This is a genomic window from Petrimonas mucosa, assembly GCF_900095795.1.
GTDB lineage: Bacteria > Bacteroidota > Bacteroidia > Bacteroidales > Dysgonomonadaceae > Petrimonas > Petrimonas mucosa.
Map to the genome: position 1 here is coordinate 1,281,860 of NZ_LT608328.1, position 15,081 is coordinate 1,296,940.

The following is a 15,081-nucleotide window of genomic DNA, read 5'->3' on the forward strand; positions in this document are numbered from 1 at the left end:
GTTCTTGCGGCTTTTTTTGTCTTTTGTATCTTCCCATTACCTGCCTCCCGAAGAAGATCTGGATGATCTCGATTCGCTCGATCTTGAAGAGGATGAGCTGCTGCTGCGGGATGAGCTGCTGCCCTGGTTCGAGGAGCGGGTGGTAGTGGCCCTGGTTGTCGAGGATGAACTGCTGCTCCGGGTTGCGTTGGCATCACTGCTCCGGTTGGTGGAACGGGTGGTTGTTTTGTTGGCTGCCGGCGCCGGAGTGGAGTTGCTCTCGCGGGTGGTGCTGCGGGTAGAGGAGTTGGCGTTTCCACTTGTAGCAGATGAGCTCCGTGTTGTGGAGGAGGAACCTCTTGTGGTCTGGTTCGTTGTGTTGGCCGACCTGGAGACGCCGCTGCTTCGCGGATTGCTGTTTACCGGTGCATATGCGTTAACCGACCGGTCGCTAACCGTTGTTCTGCCTGAACGTTCATTTACCTCCAACTTGCGTACATCTACGCTTCTTCCTGTAGTAGTGCGGTATTCATTGACTGTAGGACCGCTGTAGTAACGGTTATTGTTATAGATGTAGGTGTTGTTGATGATCGTGGTCCTGTTGTAGATAACCTGATATTGATTCCTTTTGGGATAATACCTGTGCATGTTTCTGTTGTACATGTATCTGTCAGGCAGGAATACCCAGTAGTTTATCGGCAGGTTGATCTGTATGTTGATGCCCATCCGGGGACCCATCGGTGCCCATCCGTAATATCCACCGCCGTTCCTCCATACTACCCAGGCTGGTGCCCACTCATATCCAGGAATCCAGGCCCATCCGTAATAATCATCGTAGAACCACCGTCCGTAGTGGAAAGGTGCCCACCCCCATGAGAAATCAGACACCCAGGTGTTCCCGTAATCGGTCATTACCCAATAACCGTTGGTTGCATAGGGATGGAAATTGCGTCCCACCCTTGGTATCCAGATATCGCCATACCTGCTGTCTCTGATCCATCTGCCGTGAGGCCGCAGGGCATCGTAGAACAGCTGGATGCTTACTCCGCCCTGGTTATAGTAATTGTTATCGCTGTAGTAGTACTCATTGCCATCGTAAGGGCTCTGGGCATATGCGCCACCATGTAATGTCATGCAGGATGTAAGCAATATGGTTGCGACGGCTGCCAGGAGGGAGTTTATTAACTTTTTCATATCTGTACCAATTAAAGAGTGAAACGTCGTTCTGTTTACCTCTATGACAAACGGGCGGGCGTTTGGTTTAACGATCTGTCCAGCTATTCGGGGAAAAAGGAGTGCTTATTTGAATACCTGGTCAATTCCTGAGAATCCCATAAACGCCATGGCGATTATGCCTGCGGTAATCAGGGCGATAGGTATGCCCTGCATGGCCTTGGGTACCTTGGTGAGGGCAAGCTGTTCCCGTATCCCCGAGAAGATGATCAGCGCCAGCGCAAAGCCGATTGAAGTGGAGATGGCAAAGACTACCGATTGCAACAGGTTGAAATCTTTCTGAATAACCAGAATAGCAACTCCCAGGATGGCACAGTTCGTGGTGATCAACGGCAGAAATACCCCCAATGCCTGATACAGTGACGGTGAGACCTTTTTCAGGATAATCTCTACCATCTGTACCAATGCGGCAATAACCAGAATAAATGAAATGGTCTGCAGGTATTCCAGTCCGAATGGCTCGAGAATCCCCTTTTGCAGGAGAAAGGTAACGATGGTGGAGATGGTCAGCACAAAAGTAACGGCCAACCCCATGCCGATGGCGGTGTCAACTTTTTTCGAAACACCCAGGAAAGGGCAGATTCCCAGAAATTGCGAGTAAACAATGTTGTTTACAAAGATGGCAACGATTATAATTCCAATGTATTCCATACTCTTTTATGTTTCGGGTACCGCGTTTTGGCAAAACTGCCACGCAGGGAACCCGGTTCTACTTTTTCTGCAACTTGTTAAACATGGCGATGAGGTATCCCAGTGCGATGAATGCTCCCGGAGCGAGCACGAAGATAAGCGATCCGAAATTTTCAGGATAGACAGACAGGGAGAATATTTTCCCGGTCCCCAGCAGCTCCCTGACAGCTCCCAGCAGTGTCAAGGCCAAGGTAAATCCAAGACCGATACCCAATCCATCGAGGGCAGATGCCAGCACGTTGTTTCTAGATGCAAAGGCCTCGGCGCGACCCAGCACGATGCAGTTAACCACAATCAGGGGAATGAAGATTCCCAGGCTGGCAGCCAATGCCGGCACATAAGCGTTCATCACCATTTCGACGATTGTAACGAAAGCGGCAATCACGACAATAAAGGCCGGTATGCGTACCATGTCGGGAATGAGGTTCTTCAATGCAGAGATTGCCGCATTGGAGCAGATCAACACAAACATGGTGGCTAATCCCATGCTCATCCCGTTTAATGCCGAACTGGTCGTGGCCAGGGTAGGGCACATCCCCAATAGAAGTACAAACGTGGGATTCTCCTTGATCAGTCCGTTGACAATGACTTTAAAATAGTTATTCATGACTCTCTCCTCCTTCCTCTCTCTGATTTTCATCGCGTTTATTCTGTTTTGTGGCACCTGAGTCGGCGTCGCTCTGTTTGTAGACCTGATATGCCCTGTTTATGGCTTCCAGGAAAGCGCGCGACGTGATGGTGGAGGCGGTGATGGCATCGATCTGCCCGCCATCTTTCGAAACAGCCAGCTTCCCTTCCGACAATTTCCGGCCGATCACCAACTGGTTGGGTTTGCTGCTGTCACGGAACCAGTCGCTCATCTTGGATCCCAGCCCCGGCGTCTCCGCGTGCGAAAGGACGGTATAGTTTACCACCCTCTCCTCCGTGTCGAAACCCACCATGATCTGGATATTTCCGCTGAATCCGTTGTTGGAATAGCTGTTTACAGCAAAACCTACCAGCTCGTCTCCCTTTTTTGCAGGATATACCAACAGTGAGTCGCCATCGGGTGTTGCCATCATATAGGCTTCAGCTACAGGATTATTGTCGAATTCGGGAACCACCTCCTTTACTGCATTTTCCAACTTGAGGGCCTTGGCTGCCGCTATAGGTTTGGCGGTCATTTTGTTCACCTGGGCCAGCAGGGTCGCTACCACCAGAGTGATGATGAAAAGCGACAGGAACATGTTCTTGAATGTAGATTGTAACTTAGCCATTTTTCACTACCTCCCCGAATCGTTTTGGTGTTGTATAATTATTGATCAGCGGAGTAAAGGCGTTCATCAGCAGAATGGCGAACGAAACACCTTCGGGATAAGCACCCCACAACCGGATGCAGACGGTGATCAATCCGATGCCTGTGCCATAGATAAGCATACCCGATCTTGTCATCGGGGATGTCACGTAATCTGTCGCCATAAAGACAGCTCCCAGCATCAATCCTCCCGAAAAGAGGTGGATGAGCGGATTGTTCATCGGAACGGGATCAAACGCATAGAGGATACCGGTAAAAATCGCCACCGAGAGAAGGATGGAGACCGGGATATGCCAGGTGATGATCTTTTTCCACAAGAGGTAGGCCAGACCCAGCAAAAGCGCCAGAGCGCTCATCTCGCCGATAGATCCCCCCTCAAAACCGAGGAACATCTCTTTTAAGGCAGGCAGCGCTTCGGGCTGAAACCTCAGGTTGGAGAGAACAGTTGCCGATGTTGTGGCGTCAGTCGCTACACCCACAGCAGGGGTAGGCCATGTGGTCATCTGCGCCGGGAATGAGATGAGCAGAAAAATACGTCCGGCGATAGCGGGATTGAAGATATTGTTTCCCAGTCCCCCGAACGACATCTTTACCACGCCGATGGAGAAGAGTGCACCAAGTGCAAGGATCCATACCGGTAAATTGGAAGGCACATTGAAAGCCAGCAATACACCGGTGATAATGGCAGATCCATCGAGAACCGAAGGTTCCCTCTTCATGATAAATCTGGCGATGAGGTATTCCGACACCACACAGAATAGTATAGATAGAGCCGTGATTTTTAACGCATCTATCCGGAACAGATATAGTGCGACCAGAAACGCCGGCATCAGCGCAATCAGCACACCATACATGTTCTTTTCGATACTGTCTCCACTGTGCACATGCGGTGAAGGGGAGACGATTAGTTTGTTGTTCATATTACTCCTTCATCCCCGGATAGGGATTTCAATAGTGTTTATTTGTTAATACTTGATTTCAATCGTTTGCAGTTCTCAACATCCACTGCTTGGTCAACCCTTTCTTGCCCGGATGATTCCCATCACCTTGCCTTTCCCCATGCGGATGTAGTCGAGCAGGGGGCGGTCGGAAGGACAGGTAAAGCTGCAGGAGCCGCATTCGATGCAATCGGTGATGCGCCCTTTTTCGGCCTTCTCCCATTCGCCAAATTCAGACAGGTTCATCAGGAGGGTGGGATTCAGCCCCATCGGGCATACCTGGATGCACTTGGTGCAGCGGATACACTCTCTCATCCGTTTGCGTTTCGATTCCAACGTGGGTATGATCAGTATTCCGGAGGTTCCTTTTGTTACGGGGACTTCAACGCTCGCGATCGCTTTGCCCATCATGGGGCCGCCACACACAATCTTCCCGGTAGTTTCGGGTAACCCTCCGGCAAATTGAATGAGGTCGCCTACCGAAATCCCGACCCGTGAAAGAATGTTGCACGGATTTTTGAGATCTTTTCCGGTAACGGTCACCACCCGCTCCACGAGCGGTTTGTTTTTCTGCACTGCTTCGTAGACGGCAAAGGCTGTCCCTACGTTCTGCACCACTGCTCCTACCGAGATGGGAAGGGCTCCGCTGGGAACCTGACGGCCAAGAATGGCATCGATAAGCTGCTTTTCGCCACCTTGAGGATATTGCACTTTGAGAGGCTGTACCGAAATTCCGGGATAGGATTTGACTGCCGCGGTGAAACGGGCGATCGCATCCTTCTTGTTGTTTTCAATACCGATGACCGCCTTCTCGACGTTGATCGCCTTCATCAGCAGGGTCGTGCCCACCAGAATCTCTTCGGTCTTCTCCAGCATCAACTGATGGTCGGATGTGAGATATGGTTCACATTCAACACCATTGATGATGAGTACTTCAGCTTTTGTTCCGGGAGGCGGAAGCAGTTTTACATGAGTGGGAAATGTGGCACCTCCCATCCCTACTATGCCTGCTGCGGAGATCTTGTCGATGATCTCCTTGGAGGTGAGGGTGCAGCTCTTTACCACAGTCTCGGAACGATCGATCTTCTCCTCCCATTGATCGCCTTCAACCTGAATAAAGACCGCATCGCGTTTATAACCGCTGGTGTCGAGCGCCTTGTCGATTTTCAAAACCGTCCCAGAGACAGACGAGTGGATGTTGGCCGAAACAAATCCTACCGTTTTACCGATAAGTGTTCCTACTTTCACCTTATCCCCCTTTTTTACTACGGGTTGGCATGGAGCACCAATGTGCTGTGTAAGTGGAATAACGACTTGCGCGGGAAGGGCAATAGGCTCTATTGCTTTCCCGGCAGAGAGTTTGTTTTCTTTAGGGTGAATTCCCCCAATGCGAAATGTTTTTAACATAGAACTCTTGTAATCTCTTTGAAGAGAATCTTTTATTGTGAGTTTTTTATCTGAATTAAGCGTTTACCGTTGCCTCTTCCTTAATGGCCGGTGGAGTCTCTTTTTTCGGCGGGAAGTTGAGTTCCAGTATGGAGTTTGTAGGACATACGGGAACGCATTTGCGGCAGAGACGACATTTGTCGTCATTGATGTATGCCAGGTTATTTTCGATGGTAATGGCTTCGAACGGACAGGCCTGTTGGCATTTGCTGCAGCCTATACAGGCCACATTGCATGCCTTGCGTGCCACCGCTCCCTTATCCCTGTTCACGCAGCTGACATAGATGCGGCGCGATTTGGGACCTTGCTTCCGCAATTCGATGATATCTTTGGGACAGGCTTTGACACATGCTCCGCAGGCGGTACATTTGTCCTCCACCACTTCGGGCAACCGGGTGAACGGATTGATATGGATGGCATCAAATGTGCATGACGTTTCACAATCGCCCAGTCCGAAACATCCGAATGAGCAACCGGTTTCGCCCCCGTAGAGCGCTGCAGCTATGGTACAGTTTGAAACTCCGTCGTAGAGGTTTGTTCGCGGCCGTTCATCGCACGAACCGCTGCATCTGACAACCGCTATCTTTTTTGCCGAGGTAGTTGCCGTTTTTCCCAATATGGAGGCGACCTTGTTCATGGTCTCCTGCCCTCCAACCGGACAGAAGAGATTGTCGAGGGTGTCGGCTTTGACGCACGCGTTGGCAAACGACGAACAGCCAGGGAAGCCACAACCTCCACAATTGGCTGCGGGAAGTGCCTCCTGAATCTCCTCGATCCGGGGATCCTCCTCCACATGAAATTTTCTTCCCACAATGTAGAGAATGGCGGCGCTACCGGCTCCTATTGCTCCTAATGTGGCTACTGCAGAAAGTAATACACTCATATTTCAATTATCAATGGTTATTTTTGATCGTAAATTTAAATGAGCCTGCCATTTTATGGCGAAGAAAATAGAGTAACAGGTAATAAGGTGCCAGTGCAAGAACAGAGGCAACGGCCGCTTCCGTTTCACCCCATCTCCATGCGGAAGTGGCGACAATGATTGTCGATACAAGAATGACGACGGGAACGACGAAAGCCCATAGGACAGCCCTGTAGCCCATCGACTCCTTGCACTCGAGGGTCACAAGGTCGTTCAGCTTGTAGTTGCCTTCGACATTGGTTACCTCGATTGTCTTCTCCTTGGAATCTGCAGCCATGCATGCCCCTTTGGCGTGACAACTGCTGCAAGCCGATTGCTGTAAAATCTTAACAGATATTTTTTTGTCCGATATGGCTGTTATGATTCCCTGGTGTTCAATCATAATAATGACCTTCTGTTATCTATTTCAGAATGACCGTGCAAAATTAGATATAATTTTTCTGATTTTGCCGGATATTTCCCTTATTTAACGATTGAGACAATTTCTCCATTGCCTAATCTCGCAGATAATTCTTATTTTTGTGACCGATATCATCTTGTCCTTCGGCAGATCTTCTCCGACGTGGACTACAAAATAAGACAATTCAATATACGAAAATAAGATGAAGAGAATATTTCTTTTTTTCTGCCTTGCATGCGGTACATTGCTGCTTCAAGCCCAGCAATACACCCTGAAAGAGCTGGTCGAAGGCCGTTTTTCGGCGAAAGGTATCGGTCAGATGGAATCTTCTGCCGACGGGATGCACTATTACCAGACCGACCCTGAAAACCGGGCGGTAATAAAGTACTCCTATGCAACCGGTAAGGCGGTCGATACACTATTCAATACACGTCGTGCTAGGGAGTGTACTTTCGATACGTTTCAGGGATTTCTGGTCAGCCCGGACGAGAACCGGGTATTGGTCTACAGGGAGCGGGAACAGATCTACCGCCACTCATTCAAGGCCACCTACTATTATCACGATGTCCGTCGCAACCTGGTACGTAAACTTACCCAGAATTCATCAAAACAGATGATTCCCACCTTCTCGCCCGATAGCAAGATGCTGGCCTACGTTGCCGACAACAACATCTGGCTTGCCAAATTCGATTTTGATACCGAGTCGCAAGTGACTAAGGATGGTGAGATCAATAAGATCATTAATGGATCAACAGACTGGGTTTATGAAGAGGAGTTCGGCACAACCCGGCTGATGGAGTTTTCACCCGACAGCAAGTTGCTCGCTTTTGTCCGATCCGACGAGTCACAGGTCAGGGAGTATCAGTTTCAGACATTTAACCGGGAACTCTATCCCGGCTTCTACAGCTACAAATATCCCAAAGCGGGCGAGAGAAACGCATCGGTGGAGCTGCGTGTCTTTGATATCGATTCCCGGACCATACGCAAGATGGATCTTCCGCTCGAGAGTGACGGATATATTCCGAGGATAACCTTCACTGGAAACCCCGATGAACTGGTGGCCATGACCCTTAACCGGAACCAGAACCGGTTTGACATGTATTTTGTCAATCCCAGAAGCACGGTGGCAAAACTAGTTCTGAGAGAGGAGAGCAATTACTATATCGATGCAGACCTGCTCAACAGCATCCATTTCTTGTCGAACCGTTTCACTTACCTGTCGGAAAAGGAGGGTTACAGTCAGATCTATATCTACGGATTTACGGGGACGTTGCAAAAGAAACTGACCACCGGCCAGTACGACGTGACAACTCTCCTGGCTGTGGATGAGCAGACCCAAACGCTCTTCTACGAGGCGGCAGATGAGAGCCCCCTGCGCAGGAATGTCTACAGGATAAATATCGACAAGGGTCAACCCCAAAAGTTGTCGGTCCGTCAGGGCTACAATCAGGCATCGTTCAGCAACCACGGGAAATTTTTTGTCAACCGTTTCTCCGATACCCGCACACCGCCACTCATTACGTTGCATGATGCCACCGGAAAAGAACTTCGGGTGCTTGAAGATAACGGACAACTGGCGGCACAGTTGGCGGCGGCGCAACTACCACAAAAGGAGTTTATCACGGTTCCGGCAGCTGACGGTATCACGCAGCTGAATGGCTGGATCATCAAACCTGTCCGGTTTGATGCTTCAAGAAAATATCCGGTTGTGATGATACAATATAGCGGACCCAACTCTCAACAGGTGCTGGACCGGTTTGGAACGGACTGGTATTATGCCCTGGCAAACGAAGGCTTTGTGGTCGCGTCGGTCGACGGACGGGGTACCGGTGCACGGGGTGAGGCGTTCCGAAAGCAGACCTACATGAACCTCGGTGTGATGGAGTCGGACGATCAGGTGGCTGCAGGCCGTTATCTCGCATCGCTTCCCTATGTCGATGGCAACCGTATCGGTATCTGGGGATGGAGTTACGGGGGCTATAACGTACTGATGAGCATGAGCAGGGGTAACGGATTTTTCAAGGCTGGAGTTGCCATTGCGCCCGTAACCGACTGGAAGTTTTATGATTCGGTCTATACCGAACGATTTATGCGGACGCCACAACAGAATGCCGCGGGATACGCTGATGGTTCGGCCATCTCACTGGCTTCCAGGTTGGAGGGGCAACTGCTGCTGGTCCATGGTATGGCCGATGATAATGTTCACTTCCAGAACTCTGTTGAATATTCGCGGGCGCTGATCGCTGCCGGAAAACATTTCGAGATGTTTTTCTTCCCCGACAAGAATCATTCAATCTATGGCGGAAATTCCCGTTTGTACCTTTATGAGAAGGTGATCGATTTTTACAGGAAGAATCTCTAATGACGGATTGCAGACTGTTGTAAATTGCCTGCCTATCTCTTTTTTAGTCTCCCCAAAACAAAAAACCCTGCCGAGTGTTATTATGACAGGTTAAAATTTTGGGTCAAAGCTGTTTTATTCCCGAACAAGCGAGGGAATGGGCTGAGAGACGAAACTCGATTATGGGAGAAGGCAGTGTAATTATAAAACAACTGAGAAATCCGGCATACGGGCTTATACCGTTACTTGTTTTCTCTATCCTGAGCAAGTGGGTGGATACGGGAACGGCACTCTGTGTAGCGTTGGGTTTGGCATTGTTGGGTGTTTTTCTGGTAAGGAAACATAGCCGGATGTTGTATGACATATCCGCCATCACATTCTGCATCGCACTCATTATGCTCCTTTTTCAATATCCACTCGACGACTTTGGGAAATTTGTGATTGTCGAGGTGATTTTTGTCATGGCCCTGGTTGTCTCCAGGCTGCTCCGTACCCGGGTAATCACCATACTGGCTAGAAACCGGCAACCCAACGTCAGAAACTATCTGTCGGAATCGTTTCGTGTGGCATTCCAGATACAGTATGCCCTCTTTTTCCATCTACTGCTGACACTGGTCTACTTTACACTATCCACTGTCCAGCCTCCAAAGATTGGAGAACGAGAGATCATACTGCTTGCGGAGGTTATCATCCTTGCAGTGATTGTGATGGAGGTGGTCCGCTTCCACTTTCTGGATAAGAAACTGAGGGCGGAGGAGTGGCTGCCCGTGGTGACAGAGTCGGGAGAGGTAACCGGCAAAGTGGCCAAGTCGGTGACAAGGGAGATGAAGAACAAGTTTATGCATCCGGTTGTGCGGATAGCGCTGATAAGTAACGGAAAGATCTATCTGAAAAAGCGGGATGCCTCAAGATTGCTCAATCCAGGTGCCCTCGATTACCCGTTCGAGAAATATATGCAGTATAATCACGATATCAACGAAGCCATCCTCAATATGGTCAAGAAAGAGATCGGGACCAAGGATATTCCGTTACGTTTTTTACTGAAGTACATTTTCGAAAACAAGAGTACCAAGCGGTTGATCTTCCTCTATGTCTCCATTATCGATGATGAGGAGAAGTTCAACAGCCTGGAGTTGAAAGATGGCAAACTGTGGACAGAAAAGCAGATTGAGGAGAACCGCAATTCCAATATTTTTTCCGAATGCTTTGAACTGGAGTTTGAATACCTGAAAAATACCGTGTTGCTGAATTATAAGTTGAAAGCTACCGAAACACCCTGCTGAACGCAGCTGCCTGCCTTAATCTAAGTTAAAATGCCGCTATCTCGTATATAAAAACTATTTTTTTAGTAATATTGTACGTTTAACCGCAGCTGTCGGGAAAATCAAATGAAAATAGCAAAGAAAATTGTCCGGATTTTTGCCATTGTTGTCGTTTGTGTAATAGGATTAAATATTATACTTTTCCTGACATTCAGTTTTCAGCCCGTTCAGAAGTTTGCTGCTGACTTTGCCATCGGAAAGCTTGAACCGAAGCTGAAGACCGAAATGGCTGTGGAGAGGATCCGGATCAAGCTCTTCAACCGGGTAGAGATCGGGGGGCTTTATGTTGAAGATCAGAGGCGTGATACCCTCTTTTTTGCCGAAACCTTGTCGGCACGACTCAACATCTGGAATCTGCTGAACAATCACCTCTCCATCGAGTCGGTCCGCCTGGAAAACTTTACGGCGAAGGTATACCGGCTGACACCTGCCGATCCCTTTAATTTCCAATTTATTGTCGACGCTTTTGCACCTGCCGACACTGTCAGGAAGGAGCCAAAGGAAGATCCGATGAAAATTTCCATAAACGACATCAGGCTTTCCGATGGAACACTTCGTTACGACATCGTGTCACAGCCGGATACCCCCGGTAAGTTTAATGCCGCTCACTTTTCCGTAAGGCAATTCAATCTCGTTGCCGATATCTCATCGCTCGATATCAAACATCTTATCGCGGATATAAGCAAGTTGAGTTTCGATGAGGAGCTTACAGGATTGAGGGTGCACGACCTGCAGGCGATGGTGCGTTCGGACGGCTCAAGGCTTTGGAGTAACCGGGTACTCCTTTCGCTGAACAATTCCGGCCTGGAGGTAAGTGATGCCGCCTACGACCTGGAAAGTAAAGCATTCAACCTGACCGTAAAGAGTGATCAGATCGATCCGAAGGATGCTGCCATCTTCTACGACAAGTTGACCCATCTCGATAAACCGATTCTTTTCAATGCCGATTTGGCCGGGAAGCTTCCTCAAGCCGAAATACGGAACCTGACATTCAGGTATGGAAGCAAGACAACCATTACTGTAAATGGCGAGATCGCAGATTATGCAAAATTCGGGGATACGGCCATCAGTGTGGAGATTCCCAATCTCAGGATGAGCGTGGAGGATCTGGAGGATTTTATCCGTATCGGTGCGCCCCGGTTTGAGTCGGTCCCGCAACTGGCAGCTTTGGAAGATATCGGGTTGACATTGAAAGCAAAAGGTACTCTTGCCGGTTTCAGCGTGACGACCCGCATAAACACATCTCCCGGAACCCTTCTGTTTGATGGAAGGGGACGGGCCGACGGCAGATTTGAAAATATCTCGGTAGACGGTCGTTTGAGGAGCGATAATCTCCGGATAGGCAAGGTAATCGGTGAGCAGGTTGGCGTGGATGATCTCTCCCTCAATACAGTTGCCAACGTGAAGATCCGGAAGAAGGAGCGTCCCGTGGTGGCGATCGACGGCAATATCGGATCGGTCTCCTACAAGGGGTATCCCTACAGGGATATTGCGGTGAATGGCACCTACAATGGAAATGAAAACAGTGTTGCCGGCAGGGTCTTGATGGATACTGAAGAGAACCGGTTCGACCTGCAGGCCGATATCGGTTTTGGAGATCGGATGAAGTTTGATGTGAATGGGATCATCGACAAACTTTTTCTTGGCTCCCTTATTACGGTCGAATCGTGGGAAAATCCCTACCTGACAGCAAGAATCAATGGAAGCCTTTCAGGCAAGAACCTCGATGATCTTGTAGGAAACGTAGTGATCGACAGTACATCACTCTACGATGCCAATTTTATCTATAATCCCGGTCCGGTCTATCTTCAGGCTCTTTCGGATGAAATTAGCGGCGAGAAGAAGATTGAGCTACTCTCGTCGATTGTAGAGGGGAAACTGTCTGGAAATTATAGTTTTGTCTCTATCGGATCGGAGCTGATGAATGCTTTGCATCCGCACCTGCCTACATTGATTAAGGAGCCAGCAAAAAAGGTGGCGGCGACGGGAATGAATCACTTCAACTTTAATTTTCTGCTGAAGAACACTGAGGATATCTCCTATGCCTTGTCGCTTCCGTTTATCAATGTCGAGCCTGCAACCCTTTCGGGTACGGTGGATATGGTGAATGGAAAATCGGTAAGGGTAGAGTGTCATGTTCCGCGACTGATGTTTGGGCAGAACGATCTCCGCGAGAGCCGGGTCGAACTGAATCTGGATACAGTGTCGGGAGCCCGCGTAAGTGCCGGCAGCTACCTGGTTCAGGAGAACGGTCATATCAATGCCCGGCTGGATACTCGTGCAATCAGTGATTCGATCACCCACCTGTTGTCGGTTCATGTCGATAACAATGTCGCCCATGCAGACGGGAACCTGAATGTATCGATGGGGTTCCGTAATGATCTGGAGGGGAATCCGGTGTCGGATATCTCCATCCACCCTGCAGAGATCCTCTTCAACGGAAAAACCATCCATGTAGCGCCGTCAACCGTCGTTTATGAAAAGGAGAGGATCACCGTAAACGATTTCGAGATACGTGAAGAGGAGATGCTGTTGCTGGGTATTGACGGGGTTGCTTCAAAAAGGCAGGAGGACGCGATCAGGGCGTTTTTCAACAATACCGAGATGGAAACCATCCTGGCGGCATTTAATATATCAACATTCAAGGGGGCGATCAACGGTGGTGTTACTGTCAACCAGGCGTTGGCAGATCCGCTTATCCGGACCGAAAATTTCCGGATCGAGAATATCCGGACGCAGACCGATACCCTCGGTACCCTTTTTATCGAAGGCAACTGGGACCTGCTCAAAAGGGGCCTTTCGCTGGATGCCAGCATAAAGAACAACAAAAGCAACTATCTCGTAGTGGATGGATTCATTCCGATCGGTAGCGATCATCCCATGGATATCGATATCCGGATCAACAATCTGCCGTTGGCCTGGGTACAACCTTTTGCCGTATCCACCTTCAGCCAACTCTCCGGCACGGTCAACTCCGCCATCAACCTCTCCGGCAAGACATCTGCTCCGGTAACCGAGGGATGGCTGGGGATCAACAAGGGGATAATGACGGTGGCATTTACCAACGTGACCTACAGCATTTCGGATACCATCACCATTACCCCGGGGAATATCGGGCTCAACAATCTGATTATAAAGGATAACAACAATCATGAGGCGCGATTGAACCTCTCATTGAGCCACAATAACTTCGACGGGATGAGCTACAACGTCGGCATCATCATGTCCGATTTCCTCCTGTTGAACAATGCACAGCGAACCGACGAGATAGCATACGGGACACTGAAATTGAGTGGAAATATCAATATTAACGGCTCTTCATCCGGAATTTACGGTAATGCAAACCTGAGGAGCGAGAGCCGGTCGAGCATCAGGATTGAACTGCCCCAAACCGCCCAGGCAGAGGAGTATAGCGGCATCATTTTCATCAATACTCCGCAGGTGGCGGATTCGCTCTCCTTCCTGAAAAAAAGGGAGAATAGCGACAGGCAGATCAATACCCGCCTGAGTGCCGGAATTCCCATAAACATTCAGGCAATCCTGAACCTGACCCCGATGCTGGAGGCCGGTGTGGTGATCAATCCTACTACGGGCGATGCTCTGGAGATCAACGGATCTGGCCAGATTCGTGCCAATTTCGATTCGAGGGCTGTTCCCCCTGTCCGTCTCTATGGCGATTATGTGGCTGAAGAGGGAAAATTCCGGTACAATTTCCAAAATCTCAAGACCATAGACTTCAATATCCGTGAAGGGAGTACCGTTACACTTGTGGGTGATCCGCTGAGTACGCAGTTCAATATCGCCGCATTTAACCAGGTAAATGCAGATATTGCCACACTTAGTGAAACTTTCACGACACAACTCTCCAATACCCGGACAACTGTCAACGCGCTGCTTGAGATACAGGGCAATCTGGAGCAGATGAACCTGAAGTACGGGATTGAACTCCCGGATGTCTCCAATGATATCAGACAACGGTTAAACAGTCTGATCAGCACGGATGAGCAGAAGAACCGTCAGTTTGCCAGTCTTATCCTGACCGGCGGCTTCTTTCCGGCTGAAGGTTCGTTGGGCGTGGCGTTTGGCAACAACATGGCCGCCACCTTTGCGGCAGGCCAGCTGGCCAAGGGGCTGGATGCCCTCCTGGCAGGAGCCTTGAACGACAACTGGACTGTAAGCACCAATCTTCAGAGTCTCGATGGAACCTTCGAGAATGTAAGGATGGGGGTAGATCTCTCCACCCGGCTGTTTGACGACCGGTTGCGTGTCTCCACCAACCTCAGCTACGGCGACAACTCAACCCTGGCAACCCAACAGGCATTTATGGGGGAATTTGAGCTGGAGTATGATATCAACAACTGGCTGATGATCCGCGCCTACAACCGGGCGAACCAGCGTTTTTCGAAACGGGCGCCCACCACACAGGGGGCAGGGATTGTAGTTACACGTAATGCCCGGACATTAAAGGAGCTGTTCCGGTTTAGTTTCAGGAAGAAAGAGGATTAAAGCAATGAAC

At 49.5% G+C, this 15,081-nt stretch carries 11 protein-coding genes; 3 read left to right on the plus strand and 8 right to left on the minus strand.

Going from position 1 to position 15,081, the window contains the following annotated elements; genetic code table 11:
• Positions 1-36 precede the first annotated feature (36 nt).
• The 8 genes from ING2E5A_RS05100 to ING2E5A_RS05135 form a co-directional block, all read right to left on the minus strand.
• The gene (locus ING2E5A_RS05100) at positions 37-1,173 is read right to left on the minus strand and encodes a DUF6600 domain-containing protein (protein ID WP_071136478.1); all 1,137 of its coding nucleotides are present in this window, start codon (positions 1,171-1,173) and stop codon (positions 37-39) included.
• Between the two features lie 105 nt (positions 1,174-1,278).
• Positions 1,279-1,863: an electron transport complex subunit RsxA gene (rsxA, locus tag ING2E5A_RS05105; protein ID WP_071136479.1), complete on the minus strand. Its 585-nt coding sequence runs from the start codon at positions 1,861-1,863 to the stop codon at positions 1,279-1,281.
• A gap of 58 nt (positions 1,864-1,921) precedes the next feature.
• Positions 1,922-2,509, minus strand: a complete 588-nt coding sequence (locus tag ING2E5A_RS05110; RefSeq protein ID WP_071136480.1) for an RnfABCDGE type electron transport complex subunit E — start codon at positions 2,507-2,509, stop codon at positions 1,922-1,924.
• Positions 2,502-3,158, minus strand: coding sequence for an RnfABCDGE type electron transport complex subunit G (locus ING2E5A_RS05115; RefSeq protein ID WP_071136481.1), 657 nt, complete (start codon positions 3,156-3,158; stop codon positions 2,502-2,504). Before ING2E5A_RS05115 ends, ING2E5A_RS05110 begins: the two co-directional genes overlap by 8 nt.
• Positions 3,151-4,116, minus strand: coding sequence for an RnfABCDGE type electron transport complex subunit D (locus ING2E5A_RS05120; protein ID WP_071136482.1), 966 nt, complete (start codon positions 4,114-4,116; stop codon positions 3,151-3,153). Before ING2E5A_RS05120 ends, ING2E5A_RS05115 begins: the two co-directional genes overlap by 8 nt.
• A gap of 93 nt (positions 4,117-4,209) precedes the next feature.
• The gene (gene rsxC, locus ING2E5A_RS05125) at positions 4,210-5,541 is read right to left on the minus strand and encodes an electron transport complex subunit RsxC (protein WP_071136483.1); all 1,332 of its coding nucleotides are present in this window, start codon (positions 5,539-5,541) and stop codon (positions 4,210-4,212) included.
• Positions 5,542-5,596: 55 nt separating this feature from the next.
• A complete protein-coding gene (locus ING2E5A_RS05130) occupies positions 5,597-6,463 on the minus strand; it encodes a Fe-S cluster domain-containing protein (RefSeq protein WP_071136484.1) in 867 nt (288 codons plus the stop codon).
• A gap of 10 nt (positions 6,464-6,473) precedes the next feature.
• On the minus strand, positions 6,474-6,884 hold the full coding sequence (locus ING2E5A_RS05135; RefSeq protein WP_071136485.1) for a SoxR reducing system RseC family protein: 411 nt from the start codon (positions 6,882-6,884) through the stop codon (positions 6,474-6,476).
• Between the two features lie 220 nt (positions 6,885-7,104).
• On the opposite strand from ING2E5A_RS05135, the gene ING2E5A_RS05140 reads away from it, so the two are divergent.
• The 3 genes from ING2E5A_RS05140 (at position 7,105) to ING2E5A_RS05150 (ending at position 15,071) form a co-directional block, all read left to right on the plus strand.
• The gene (locus tag ING2E5A_RS05140; RefSeq protein ID WP_071136486.1) at positions 7,105-9,264 is read left to right on the plus strand and encodes a S9 family peptidase; all 2,160 of its coding nucleotides are present in this window, start codon (positions 7,105-7,107) and stop codon (positions 9,262-9,264) included.
• 161 nt (positions 9,265-9,425) lie between these two features.
• The gene (locus ING2E5A_RS05145) at positions 9,426-10,526 is read left to right on the plus strand and encodes an NUDIX hydrolase (RefSeq protein ID WP_071136487.1); all 1,101 of its coding nucleotides are present in this window, start codon (positions 9,426-9,428) and stop codon (positions 10,524-10,526) included.
• Between the two features lie 105 nt (positions 10,527-10,631).
• Positions 10,632-15,071 carry a translocation/assembly module TamB domain-containing protein gene (locus tag ING2E5A_RS05150; RefSeq protein ID WP_071136488.1) on the plus strand — a complete coding sequence of 1,480 codons (4,440 nt, stop codon included), beginning with the start codon at positions 10,632-10,634 and terminating at the stop codon, positions 15,069-15,071.
• Positions 15,072-15,081: the final 10 nt, after the last annotated feature.

Coding starts and splice junctions, on each gene's coding strand:
- ING2E5A_RS05100 (WP_071136478.1), bottom strand. CDS start 1,173: ATGAAAAAGTTAATAAACTCCCTCCTGGCAGCCGTCGCAACCATATTG.
- rsxA (WP_071136479.1), bottom strand. CDS start 1,863: ATGGAATACATTGGAATTATAATCGTTGCCATCTTTGTAAACAACATT.
- ING2E5A_RS05110 (WP_071136480.1), bottom strand. CDS start 2,509: ATGAATAACTATTTTAAAGTCATTGTCAACGGACTGATCAAGGAGAAT.
- ING2E5A_RS05115 (WP_071136481.1), bottom strand. CDS start 3,158: ATGGCTAAGTTACAATCTACATTCAAGAACATGTTCCTGTCGCTTTTC.
- ING2E5A_RS05120 (WP_071136482.1), bottom strand. CDS start 4,116: ATGAACAACAAACTAATCGTCTCCCCTTCACCGCATGTGCACAGTGGA.
- rsxC (WP_071136483.1), bottom strand. CDS start 5,541: ATGTTAAAAACATTTCGCATTGGGGGAATTCACCCTAAAGAAAACAAA.
- ING2E5A_RS05130 (WP_071136484.1), bottom strand. CDS start 6,463: ATGAGTGTATTACTTTCTGCAGTAGCCACATTAGGAGCAATAGGAGCC.
- ING2E5A_RS05135 (WP_071136485.1), bottom strand. CDS start 6,884: ATGATTGAACACCAGGGAATCATAACAGCCATATCGGACAAAAAAATA.
- ING2E5A_RS05140 (WP_071136486.1), top strand. CDS start 7,105: ATGAAGAGAATATTTCTTTTTTTCTGCCTTGCATGCGGTACATTGCTG.
- ING2E5A_RS05145 (WP_071136487.1), top strand. CDS start 9,426: ATGGGAGAAGGCAGTGTAATTATAAAACAACTGAGAAATCCGGCATAC.
- ING2E5A_RS05150 (WP_071136488.1), top strand. CDS start 10,632: ATGAAAATAGCAAAGAAAATTGTCCGGATTTTTGCCATTGTTGTCGTT.